This is a genomic window from Humidesulfovibrio sp. (assembly GCF_030689645.1).
Taxonomy (GTDB): Bacteria; Desulfobacterota; Desulfovibrionia; order Desulfovibrionales; family Desulfovibrionaceae; genus Humidesulfovibrio.
Map to the genome: position 1 here is coordinate 90,828 of NZ_JAUYFU010000026.1, position 11,687 is coordinate 102,514.

At 65.7% G+C, this 11,687-nt stretch carries 9 protein-coding genes; all 9 read left to right on the plus strand.

Annotation, left to right across the window (positions count from 1 at the left end; all coding sequences use genetic code 11):
- Nucleotides 1-36 precede the first annotated feature (36 nt).
- Nucleotides 37-1,410, plus strand: a complete 1,374-nt coding sequence (gene murC, locus Q8O35_RS04670; protein ID WP_305571151.1) for a UDP-N-acetylmuramate--L-alanine ligase — start codon at nucleotides 37-39, stop codon at nucleotides 1,408-1,410.
- 12 nt (nucleotides 1,411-1,422) lie between these two features.
- The gene (murB, locus tag Q8O35_RS04675) at nucleotides 1,423-2,310 is read left to right on the plus strand and encodes a UDP-N-acetylmuramate dehydrogenase (protein ID WP_305571132.1); all 888 of its coding nucleotides are present in this window, start codon (nucleotides 1,423-1,425) and stop codon (nucleotides 2,308-2,310) included.
- Nucleotides 2,307-3,158 carry a cell division protein FtsQ/DivIB gene (locus Q8O35_RS04680; protein WP_305571134.1) on the plus strand — a complete coding sequence of 284 codons (852 nt, stop codon included), beginning with the start codon at nucleotides 2,307-2,309 and terminating at the stop codon, nucleotides 3,156-3,158. The genes murB and Q8O35_RS04680 overlap by 4 nt, the downstream gene beginning before the upstream one ends.
- A gap of 54 nt (nucleotides 3,159-3,212) precedes the next feature.
- Nucleotides 3,213-4,457, plus strand: a complete 1,245-nt coding sequence (gene ftsA / locus Q8O35_RS04685; RefSeq protein WP_305571136.1) for a cell division protein FtsA — start codon at nucleotides 3,213-3,215, stop codon at nucleotides 4,455-4,457.
- Nucleotides 4,458-4,519: 62 nt separating this feature from the next.
- Complete coding sequence (gene ftsZ, locus Q8O35_RS04690) at nucleotides 4,520-5,749, plus strand: cell division protein FtsZ (protein ID WP_305571138.1); 1,230 nt, start codon at nucleotides 4,520-4,522, stop codon at nucleotides 5,747-5,749.
- A gap of 6 nt (nucleotides 5,750-5,755) precedes the next feature.
- A complete protein-coding gene (locus Q8O35_RS04695; RefSeq protein WP_305571140.1) occupies nucleotides 5,756-7,483 on the plus strand; it encodes a radical SAM protein in 1,728 nt (575 codons plus the stop codon).
- Nucleotides 7,484-7,699: 216 nt separating this feature from the next.
- Nucleotides 7,700-8,209 carry a Spy/CpxP family protein refolding chaperone gene (locus Q8O35_RS04700; protein ID WP_305571142.1) on the plus strand — a complete coding sequence of 170 codons (510 nt, stop codon included), beginning with the start codon at nucleotides 7,700-7,702 and terminating at the stop codon, nucleotides 8,207-8,209.
- 205 nt (nucleotides 8,210-8,414) lie between these two features.
- Entirely contained in the window at nucleotides 8,415-10,376 is a 1,962-nt protein-coding gene (locus Q8O35_RS04705) for a nitrogen regulation protein NR(II) (RefSeq protein WP_305571145.1), read from the plus strand.
- Nucleotides 10,366-11,687: sigma-54 dependent transcriptional regulator (locus Q8O35_RS04710; RefSeq protein ID WP_305571154.1), on the plus strand; the 1,322-nt coding region annotated here is incomplete at its 3' end. The genes Q8O35_RS04705 and Q8O35_RS04710, both read left to right, overlap by 11 nt.

Consider the following 11,687-nt stretch of genomic DNA (forward strand, 5'->3'; position numbering starts at 1 on the left):
CGCATCCCGGTACCCGGACGCAGCGCAAGCCCGGCCATGTACAGCCGCGTGAGCACCGTGCATATGGTGGGCATCGGCGGCTCGGGCATGAGCGGCATCGCAGAGGTGCTCCTGAACATGGGCTTCACCGTCACCGGCTCGGACATGTCCGCCGGTGCTGCAGTTCACCGCTTGAAGAAGCTCGGCGCGCAGGTCTTCATCGGCCACGGGGCCGAGAACATCGGCAAGGCCGACGTGGTGGTCAAGTCCACCGCCATCCAGGACACCAACCCCGAGCTGGTGCGCGCCCGCGAGATGAGCATTCCCATCATCCCGCGCGCGGAGATGCTGGCCGAGCTCATGCGCATGCGCACGGGCATCGCCGTTGCCGGAACCCACGGCAAGACCACCACCACGTCGCTGCTCGCCACCATATTTACCGAGGCAGGCCTCGATCCCACGGTCATCATCGGCGGACGGCTGAACACGTACGGCAGCAACGCGCGCCTGGGCGAAGGCGAGTTTCTCATCGCCGAGGCAGATGAGTCAGACGGCTCATTCCTCTGCCTCTCGCCCATCATGACTGTGGTCACCAACGTGGACCGCGACCACATGGATTTCTATGCGGATCTGGCGGCCATCGACCGCTCTTTCACCACGTTCATGAACTCCATACCCTTCTACGGGGTCAATGTGGTCTGCGGCGACGACCCCGGCGTGCAGCGCCTGTTGCCTGCCATCAAGCGTCCCTGCCTGACCTACGGTCTTGGCGCGAAGAACCGCCTGCGCGGCGAGATCGTCACCACAGGCCTGCGCAGCATCTTCAACGTAAGCCTCGACGGCGAGCCCTGGGCCCAGGTGACTCTGGCCCATCCCGGGATTCACAACATCCTGAATTCCCTCGGCGCCATCGCCGTGGCACTGGAGGCAGGCCTGCCCAAAGACGCCATCCTGCAGGGGCTGGCCAACTTCGGCGGCGTTGGTCGCCGTTTCGAGAAGAAGGGCGAGAGAAAGGGCGTGCTGGTGGTGGACGACTACGGGCACCACCCGGCGGAGATCAAGGCCACCCTGGACACCGCCAAGGCCTGCTACCCGGACCGGAGACTGGTGGTGGCCTTCCAGCCCCACCGCTTCACGCGCACCCAGGCGCTGTTCGGTGAATTCTGCACCGCCTTCGCCCAGACGGACCTCTTGCTGCTCACCGAGATCTACCCGGCCAGCGAGTCCCCGATCCCGGGCGTCAACGGCATGTCCCTGGCCCAGGGCATCAAGCAGGTGAGCAAGACCAAGGTGCGCTTCTTCCCGGATTTTGCGGGCATTGAGCGCCAGTTGAAAGAGATTTTGAAGCCCGGCGACCTGTTCCTGACTTTGGGCGCGGGCAGCATCTGGAAGATCGGCGAGAACTGGCTCAACGCAACTGACGAAGAATAACGAGGCAGCCCCATGACCCTGGCTTTGATCCACACCCCGCGCCTTTGCGAGCGCACCACACTTCGCCTGGGCGGCCCCGCCCTGGCCGAGGCCGTGGTGTTTGCAGAGGCCGACCTGGATCAGCTGGGCAAGGAGCTTTCCTGCCTGGGTGGCCGCCCCCTGGCGCTGGGAGCAGGCAGCAACCTCCTGGCGGCGGATGGCCCCAGCGACCTGGTCCTGGTGCGGCCCGTGAACAACGCTGTTCCGCAGGTGGTGCAGACCGGAAACTCCGCCCTGGTGCGCGTGGGCGCGGGCTTTGGCCTGCCCCGGCTTCTGGGCCTTTGCCAGCGCCTGGGCCTCAGCGGCCTTGAGGGCCTCACCGGCATTCCCGGCAAGGTCGGCGGAGCCGTGGCAATGAACGCCGGCTCCTACGGCGTGGAGACCGGATCGCTGCTCACCCGGGTGCGCCTGTGGACCCCTGAGGGCGGGCTCATCTGGCGCGAGGCCAAGGACTGCGCCTTCGGCTACAGGCATTTCGACGCAGGCCTTGGCTCGGGATTCAGCGTCATCTGGGAGGCGGAGTTCCTGCTGGCGTCCGATGCGCCCGGAGCCATTCGCGCGCGCATGGAGGCCACCTACGCCAAGAAAAAGGCCGTGCAGCCCGTGACGGCCAGAAGCGCTGGCTGCGTGTTCAAGAACCCGGCGGGGCTTCCCGCAGGCGCGGGCAAGCTGCTGGACGAGGCCGGAATGCGCGGGCGCGTCCTTGGCGGTATGGCCTTCTCCAGTCTGCATGCGAATTTTCTGGTGAACCTGGGCGGGGGCACCGCAGCCCAGGCGCTGGAGCTTTTGGACCTTGGGCGCAGCGCCGTGCGCGCGCGCTTCGGCGTGGAACTGGAAACGGAAGTGGTGGTGGTTTCATGAGCTTACGCCCCAGCTCTCCGCAGCGCAGATCGCAGCCGGCCCGCAAGGCCCCGGTGCGCCTGAACCGGCCCCGCAAGGATGACGGCCCCTCGATGTCGCTCAATCCCAGCGGCGCGGTGAAGGGCTTCGTGCTCTTCCTGGCCTCGGTGCTGGTGCTGGGCGTGCTGGGCACAGGGCTCATCTACACCTACAGGCTCGTCACCACCACGCCGGCGCTGGGCCTCACCGAGATCAGCGTTTCCGGAAACCTGCGGCTGGCCTACGGGCAGGTGCTCGAGATCGCCGGATTGCGCCTGGGTCAGAACAGCCTGGGCGTCAACGTCACCCGCGTGGAGTCCGCCCTTTCGCAGAACCCCTGGGTGGAGTTCGTCACCGTGCGCCGCGAACTGCCGGACAAGCTGTTCATCACGCTGGTTGAGCGGCAGCCCTCCTTCTGGGTGCGCCAGGACGGCCAGCTCTACTTCGCGGATGGCGAGGGCAAAATCATCACGCAGCTCTCTCCCGGCGACTCGGCCTCATTGCCACTGCTTGAGATCGCCCCCGGCCTGGGCGACCGGCGCGAAATCGTTGCGGCCATGGTTGCCCGCATGAACAGGCAGGACCTGCCCTTCGCCCTGGGCCAGATGGCCTGGGTGAAATTCACCGAGTCTGGGCAGGTGGAGATGTATCTGGACGCGCTGCGCATCCGTGTGCGCGCGGATCTGGCCGACTGGGAGACGCATTTCAGGCACATTGAGCTGGTTTGGCGCGACTTGAAGCTGCGCGGCGAGACCGGACAGGTGGCCGCAATCGAGGCCAGCGCTGGTAAGATTTCTGTTGAGAAGAGGCAGAAGCCCGGGCCTTCCTGACGGGGAAGAATAGGGAAGACCCGGTATTTGGCGAGACAACCAAGGGAGGAGAACATGGCCAAGAGCGACATCATCGTCGGCCTGGACATCGGCACCACAAAGATTTGCGCTGTGGTGGGCGAAGCCAGAGACGACGGCATGGTGGACATCATCGGCATCGGCACCAGCCCCTCGACGGGACTGCGCCGAGGCGTGGTGGTGAACATCGAGCAGACCGTGCAGTCTATCAAGAAAGCCTTGGAGGAGGCGGAATTGATGGCTGGTTGCGAGATCCACTCGGTCTATGCCGGGATTGCCGGCAGCCACATCAAGGGTTTCAACAGCCACGGAGTCATCGCCGTTAAAGGCGGCGAGGTGACCCAGAAGGACGTGGACCGCGTCATCGAGGCCGCCAAGGCCGTGGCCATTCCCCTGGACCGCGAGGTGATTCACACCCTGCCCCAGGAGTTCATCGTGGACGACCAGCGCGGCATCGCCGATCCTCTCGGCATGGCGGGCGTGCGTCTTGAGGTTAAAGTGCACATCGTCACCGGCGCGGTGACCTCGGCCCAGAACATCGTGCGTTCGTGCCACCGCTCGGGCCTCGACGTGGCCGACATCGTGCTTGAGTCCTTGGCCTCCAGCAAAGCCGTCTTAAGCTCAGAAGAGCGCGAGATAGGCGTGTGCCTGGTGGACCTTGGCGGCGGCACCACGGACATCGCCATCTTCTCCAAGGACTCCATCAAGCACACGGCAGTGCTGGCCCTTGGCGGAAACAACCTGACCAACGACATCGCCTTCGGCCTGCGCACGCCCATGACTGCGGCTGAAAAGATCAAGATCGAGAACGGCTGCGCCCTGGCTGAGATGGTCAAGGTGGACGAGAGCATCGAAGTGCCTTCCGTGGGCGGACGCGAGTCCCGCGCCATGAGCAAGCGCGTGCTGGCCGAGATCTGCGAACCTCGCTGCGAGGAGATTCTGGCCCTGGTGGACCAGGAGCTCATCAAGAGCGGTTACAAAAATCAGATTGCCGCGGGCGTCGTTCTCACCGGAGGCACCTCGCTCATCAACGGCATGCAGGACCTGGCCGAACAGGTCTTCGATCTGCCGGTGCGCATCGGCTACCCCGAGTATGTGGGCGGCCTCTACGACATGGTCAATAATCCCAAGTACGCCACGGCGGTGGGCCTTCTGCTCTACGGAGCCGAAAAGCGCCAGACTTCGCCCGGAAGCGGCGGCGGGGATTTCAGAATCCGCGAGGACAACGTCTTCAACAGGATTCTGGGACGCATGAAGAAATGGTTCGTCGACATCGCCTAAGAAGGCGTTTCGATCAGGGGAAGGTCTACGCACTTTAGCCACTGTTGAGGGAGGAGGAACCCATGGCACATTTCGAAATCGAGAACGACATGAGCGCGAAAATCAAGGTCATCGGCTGCGGCGGCGGCGGCGGCAACGCCATCAACAACATGATTCAGTCCCGGCTCACCGGCGTGAGCTTCATCGCCGCGAACACCGACGCCCAGGACATTGAGAAGTCCCTGGCCGACTACACCATCCAGTTGGGCGGCAAGCTTACCAAGGGCCTTGGCGCCGGCGCCAACCCGGAAGTGGGCCGCAACGCCGCGCTGGAAAGCATCGACCAGATCCGCGAAGTGCTGCAGAACACCGACATGGTGTTCATCACCGCGGGCATGGGCGGCGGCACCGGCACCGGCGCCGCCCCGGTCATCGCCCAGGCCGCCCGCGAAGCGGGCGCGCTCACCGTGGCCGTCGTCACCAAGCCCTTCTACTTTGAAGGCCGCCGCCGCATGCAGCAGGCCGACAAAGGCATCACCGAGCTTCGCCAGGTGGTGGACTCCATCATCACCATCCCCAACGACCGCCTGTTGCAGATGGCGGCCAAGAAGGCCGGTTTCGGCGTGATGCTGAAAAAGGCCGATGAAGTCCTCTACTACGCGGTCAAAGGCATCGCCGACCTCATCACAGTGCATGGCCTCATCAACCTCGACTTCGCGGACGTGAAGGCCATCATGACCAACTCCGGCTTGGCCCTCATGGGCACGGGCATCGCCTCCGGCGAGAACCGCGCCCGCGAAGCGGCGCTGAAGGCCATCACCAGCCCGCTGCTGGAGGACGTGTCCATCGCCGGAGCCCGCGGCGTTCTGTTCAACATCACCGCCAGCGAGGACATGAGCACCGACGAGATCCAGGAGGTCTCCGACCTCATCGCCAAGGAAGCCCACGAGGACGCCAACATCGTCTTCGGCGTGGTGGCCGACCCCAATTGCGGCGAGGAGATGTGCGTCACCGTCATCGCCACCAGCATTGACCAGCGCGACGCCGCGCCCAAGCCTGAGAAGGAAGTGAAGCAGCTTCTGAACCCGGTGCCCGTCCACCAGCGCGCCGCCACGCGCCGCAGCACCATCTCCAGCGTCATCGCAAGCTCCAACCGCGACCTGCCCGCCTACGTGCGCTACGGCGCGGCCAAAAATGGAGAGGAACGCCAGGGTCATGCCTCCCTGCGCGCCATGGGCGCCGGCGAAGAGGAGTTCCTCTTCGAGGACGAGGCCCTGGATACGCCCGCGTTCATCCGCCGCAACGCGGACTAGGCGCGAATGAAACGCCCTTCCGGGGCGGAGCGCAAGCGCCCAAAAGGACGCGAACGCATCCCCCGACCCGGAGCGGCCCAAGCCCCGCCGCCGGACCATGGTGGCCGCCTTCCCGTGGCGCTCTTGGTTCCAGGCGATGAAGGCATGGGTCTCTCGGCCCTGGGCTGGCAGGTGGTTCACCGCCTGCTGTCCCGGGAGCCGGAAATAGCCGTGGAGAGATTCTTCCTCGGCAAGGGCTTCCACGCGCCAACGTCACACGACAGCGGCAAGGATTTAGTGCTCTTCCCCTTGATGGCGGCGAGCGTCAGTTTCGAGGAGGACTTCCTCCCCCTCCTCAGGACGCTCGCCGCAGCGGGCGTTCCGCCTTTACGGGCGGAACGCCCGGACTACCCCCTTGTTCTGGTGGGAGGACCGGTTGCCTTCTTGAACCCGGCGCCCCTGGCCCCCCTGGCCGATGCGTTCTGGGTTGGCGAGGCCGAGGCCGGGCTCGCGGAATTCTGCCTGGCCATGAAGCGCGCCGTGTTCGAAGGCGTGCCCAAGGCGCAGTTCCTCGAATCCGTCAAAAACATGCCCGGGCTGTACGTGCCGGGCCGCACCAAGCTCCCTGTGCGCAGGGTTGCGGCCATCGATTCCGCAGACACAACGCTGCTCTCCTGCCCTGCCAGCTCCAGCTTCACCGGTCCGCAGGCCGCCTTTCCGGACGCCATGCTGCTTGAGATCAACCGGGGCTGCCCCCACGCCTGCCGCTTCTGCGCCGCAGGCTTCGTATACCGTCCCCCGCGCCATGCCCGCATGGTGGACCTCATCGCCCTGGTGGAAGAGTTCCAGCCGCCCAAAGTGGGATTGGTGGGCACCGCCCTTACCGATTGGCCCGACCTGCTGCCCTTTCTGCGCTGGCTGGCCGGGCGCAAAACTAAATTCTCCCTGTCCTCGCTCCGGGCCGACGGCCTGAACGAAGAGCTGCTGACGTTCCTGCGCCAGTGCGGCATACGCACCATCACCCTGGCCCTTGAAGGCGCAAGCGAACGCCTGCGCCGCGCGGCCAACAAGAAGCTCGATCCCGAGGTGTTCCTGGAGGCCGTCGAGCGCTGCGCGCGTCTGGGCGTGAACCACCTGCGGGTGTACATCATCCTGGGCTGGCCTTGGGAAGGACCGGAAGACTACGACGAGCTTGAGGAATTCCTGGGGCGCATAGTGGACGCGCGAGACCGGGGCCACGGGGCCAAGACCCGCGAGTTCATGCGCATCACCCTGGGCGCAAGCTCCCTGGTGCCCAAGCCCTTCACCCCGCTGCAATGGGCGCCCATGATGGGCGAGGCGGAACTCATCGCCGCACAAAAGCGGCTGGGTGAGATGGTCAAGAAGCTGCGAGGGGTTGCGCTCAACGTAGACGCGCCTTTCCAGGCCCGATTGCAGGGCGTGCTCTCCCGCGGTGGGGAAGAGGCCTTCCGCCTTGTGGAGCTGGCCGCAGCCGAGGGCGGGTGGAAAAAGGCCATGCGACGTTTCGAGCCGGAGACGGCGGAGATTCTGGACCGCGAACGCGGGCCTGACGAAGCCTTCCCCTGGGAAGTCATCGATCTTGGCGTGACGCGGAAATCCTTGCGCCGCGAGTATGAGCGCGCCGCCCGCGCCCTGCACACGCCGGGCTGCCCCGCAGAAGGCTGCTCGGACTGCGGTCTGTGCGGCATGGACACATGGATGGACGCCGCAGCCGATCCGAAAATCCAGAGCTGAATCCCGCACTTCTTGTGCAGCCCTCCAACAGGCCCGCTTGTGCAGACTCGTGCAGCGAAATGCACATATCTGCGTGCATCGATTTTACAACATACCGAATTTATGCACTTTACACTTTGGCACGGCGCATGCTTCTAATGCTTCAAGCAACGCGCAGCGCACGCCCCCCTTGCGCAAAACAGCCAATTTTTTTTAGAAACTTCGGAGGAACTGAACATGAAAAAGAGCATCATCGTCATCATCGCCCTTGCGGCCCTCGTGTCCCTGTCCGCCATGGCCTTTGCGGCTCCCAAGGCCGGACGCGGTCCTGCCCAGCAGGAGCAGAGCGCCATCACTCCAGAACAGCGCGCCGCCATCCAGAAGATCATCGAGGCGCACCAGGACAAGCTCTATGAGCTGCGCGAGAAGATCTGGGCCAAGCACGCCGAGCTCCAGGCCCTCACCAACTCCGGCAAGGCCGAGAAGAACGACATCCAGGCCCTCATCGCAGACATCAGCAAGCTGAGGAGCGCCATGAACCAGGAGCGCCTGTCCATCCGCACCGACATTGAGAAGCAGACCGGCCTCAAGGGCTACGGCGGCTATCATCGTGGAGGAATGGGCTACGGCGGCGGTCACGGCGGCGGCTACGGCGCATGCGCAGACGACTCCGGCTGCCCCTCCGGCTACGGCGGCAAGGGTGCTGGACGCGGCATGAATGGTTGTACCGGCGGTTCCTGCAACTAATTTCCAACCCCCTGCGGAGCATGCCTCCGCATCCAGGCGCACACGGGGCGGCCCGGACCGGAAGCGCAACACCGGTCAGGCCGCCCTGCCTGCGTCCGCACGCCAGGTCCCCGGCTCCGTGGCGGATGTTGACACCCAGACCTGATGCGGCCTAGCACTGCCTGACGGAACCTCTCTGCCTCCAGCCCACACAAGGAACTTGCACATGGAACTGCGCACCTTCAACAGGGACAAGGGTCCGATACTGGCGGCGGTGGTCGCCTTACTGGCTCTTGGCCTGGGCAGCATGTTCCTCACCTGGCAGAACATCCGCCGCCAGCGCGACCTGGTGGACCAGCACATGCAGCTGGCCGGCGGGGCCGTGGTGCATGGGGTCGAGGCCAACCTCATGCGTGTCATGCACACGCTTCGCCGCTCGCCCGATGCGGCTACAAAATTTTTCCCCAGCATCCACGAACTGTTCAAAGAGATGACCGCCTCCGGCGAGGTGGTGTTCATCGGCATTTTCGACGAGGACGGCCATCTTGTGGCCTCGTCCTCTGAGACAGAAGCTCCCCACGACCTCATTCTGCCCGAAGAAATCATCGCCGCCCTGGAAGTGGATGGCCGCTGGTCCGGTCCGCTGGTCTACAGGGACAAGCCCGCCATATTTTCGGCTGTCCGGGCCCGCTCCAGCCTGGCCATGCTGTGCGAAGGCGCGCGCCTGGGCTTTCCCTGCCCGCCGGAAAAAATGTTCCGCCTGGGGTCCAAGGACAGATTCGGCAAGGACGGCCCGCCGCCGGGTCCGCCCCCAGGGTTGGACATGTCCGATGAAACCGGCGTCCCCAGGCCTCGCGGCGTCGACCGCTCTCCCGACGTTCCCTCCATGTTTCTGCTTGCGGGCCTGAACCCCCAGCGCCACCTGGACCAGTTCCAGGCTTACCGCCGCGCGGCCTTGCTTCAGGCTGGCTATGTGTTCGGCGCAGCGTCCCTGCTGTGGGTCCTGGCCTTCGCCTATCTGCGCCGCCGCGACCAGGCGCTCAAGGCCGCGCGCCTGGAGCGCTTCCAGTCCAAGCTCCTCGACAACATGCCCGACGGCCTGGTCACCCTGGGCGCGGACGGCTCCATTCTTTCGGCCAATGGTTCGGCCGCGCAACTGCTGCTGGCGGAAACGCCCGACGCCATGAAGAACACTGCGGCCAAGCACGCAGCGAGCCTGCTGGGCCGCAGCTGGTCGGAGTTCCCCTTCGCCGACATGGCGGGCGGATTGGAGGCGGCCATCCAGGATGGGCACAAGCCGGATGCCGCCACGCCCTACCAGTGGCGGCAGTACAACCACGCCGGACGGGTGCTGGAAATCCTCAGCCTGCCGCTCCAGGCCGACGCCTCGTCCGAAGGCGCCGGGGGCGAACGCATGGTGCTCCTGCGCGACCGCACGCGCATCAAGACCCTGGAGGAGGACCTGGCCGAGGCCAAACGCCTAGCCGCCATCGGCTCCCTGGCTGCGGGCGTGGCCCATGAAATTCGCAACCCGCTCTCCTCCCTGCGCGGCTTCGCCCAGCTCTTCGCCACCAAGCTCAAGGGACAGGAGCCGCTGGCCTCATACGCAACCACCATGGTCCAGGAGGCCGACCGCTTGAACCGCGTGGTGACGGACCTCTTGTTCCTGGCTCGCCCGCGAGATCTCGCTCCCGCCGAAGTGGACCTTGTGCGCCTTACGGAGAGTCTGCGCGGCCTGTTGCGCTTCGACCTGGAGCACAAGACCGTGACGCCCGGCCTGGATTTGCAGGCCCGCACCGTGTATGCAGACGAGGACGCCCTCAAGCAGTGCCTGTTGAACCTGCTGGTCAACGCCCTGGACGCCCTGCCAGAGACCGGCGGCGTCCTGACCGTCGCCTCGCGCCGCAGTGAGGGCAGCGAGGGCGGCGTTCCCGGCGTTTGGATCAGCGTGGCCGACAACGGCAGGGGCATGGATGAAAACGTGCGGAGCAAGGCCTTCGAGCCTTTCTTCACCGATAAGCGCCAGGGCACCGGCCTGGGCCTGGCCATCGTCCAGGGCATCATGCGCGGCCACCGGGGCCGGGCGCTCATAGACTCCACGCCGGGCCAGGGCACCACCCTGCGCCTGTTCTTCCCCGATCATGACGGCCGCGAAGGCGGCGGAGGCTACAATGATGATGCCGAATGACCAGCGCTCCGCACTGGTGGTGGATGACGAGCCCGGACATCGCATGCTGGTGCGCGCAGTGCTGGAGGACGCAGGCTGGCGCGTGACCGACGCGCCCTCCGGCGAGGCGGCCCTGGCCGTGCTTGACCGCGCCCAGCCGCACGTCGCCCTGGTGGACATGAAGATGCCCGGCATGGACGGGCTGACTCTGATGCGAGAGCTCCACGCCCGCATGCCAGCTCTGCCAGTGGTTCTGCTCACGGCTTTCGGCAGCGTGGGCACGGCGGTGGAGGCCATGAAGCAGGGGGCCTTCGATTACCTCACCAAGCCCGCAGACAACGACGAGCTTACTGCGGTGCTGGAAAAAAGCTACGAGTACCGGCGGCTTCTGGAAGAAAACGCCCGCCTGCGCACGGAGCTGCAAAGCGGCGCCACCGAGGCCATGGTGGGCGCAAGCCCAGGCATCGTGCGCGTGCGCGAACTCATCGAGCAGGCCGGGCCCAGCGAGGCCACGGTGCTGATCCTGGGCGAAAGCGGCACCGGCAAGGAGCTGGTGGCCGACGGCCTGCACCGGGCCAGCCCGCGCGCCCGCAAGCCTCTCATAAAGGTCAACTGCGCGGCCCTGCCCGCAGACCTGCTGGAGAGCGAACTTTTCGGCTACGTGAAAGGCGCCTTCACCGGCGCGGTGAAGGACAAGCCAGGCCGCTTTCAGCTGGCCAGCGGCGGCACGCTCTTTCTGGACGAGATCGGCGACATGCCAGCCACATTGCAGGCCAAACTGCTGCGCGCCTTGCAGGAGAAGATCGTTGAGCCCCTCGGCTCCGTGAAGGCCGTGGAGACCGACGTGCGCATCCTGGCGGCCACCAACCGCGACCTGCGCGCCGACGTGGCCTCGGGCCGCTTCCGCGAAGACCTGTACTACCGTCTGGCCGTGCTGGAGATCCAGATTCCGCCCCTGCGCGACCGCGCAGGCGACCTGCCCCTTCTGGCCGGGCACCTGCTGCGCAAGCTGGGAACGAAGAACCACAAGGAGATCCGCTCCATCGCCCCGGCCTTTGTGGATGCGCTCTCGCGGCACAACTGGCCCGGCAACGTGCGCGAACTGGAGAACGTGCTGGAACGCGCGCTCATCCTGTCGCGTTCGGACACCCTTGGGCCGGATCTCTTGCCCCCGCAGATCGCCGGGCTGGCCTCGGCCTCCGGCTGCGCGCCGGGCGAAGGCGCGCAGGGAGTGGACCTGACCTCCGGGCTGCCGGGCGCAATGGAGGACGCGGAGCGCGAAGCCCTGCGCCAGGCGCTGGACGCCTCGGGCGGGCACCGCGAAAAAACCGC

Coding starts and splice junctions, on each gene's coding strand:
- Q8O35_RS04695 (WP_305571140.1), top strand. CDS start 5,756: ATGAAACGCCCTTCCGGGGCGGAGCGCAAGCGCCCAAAAGGACGCGAA.
- ftsA (WP_305571136.1), top strand. CDS start 3,213: ATGGCCAAGAGCGACATCATCGTCGGCCTGGACATCGGCACCACAAAG.
- murB (WP_305571132.1), top strand. CDS start 1,423: ATGACCCTGGCTTTGATCCACACCCCGCGCCTTTGCGAGCGCACCACA.
- ftsZ (WP_305571138.1), top strand. CDS start 4,520: ATGGCACATTTCGAAATCGAGAACGACATGAGCGCGAAAATCAAGGTC.
- Q8O35_RS04680 (WP_305571134.1), top strand. CDS start 2,307: ATGAGCTTACGCCCCAGCTCTCCGCAGCGCAGATCGCAGCCGGCCCGC.
- Q8O35_RS04700 (WP_305571142.1), top strand. CDS start 7,700: ATGAAAAAGAGCATCATCGTCATCATCGCCCTTGCGGCCCTCGTGTCC.
- Q8O35_RS04705 (WP_305571145.1), top strand. CDS start 8,415: ATGGAACTGCGCACCTTCAACAGGGACAAGGGTCCGATACTGGCGGCG.
- murC (WP_305571151.1), top strand. CDS start 37: ATGTACAGCCGCGTGAGCACCGTGCATATGGTGGGCATCGGCGGCTCG.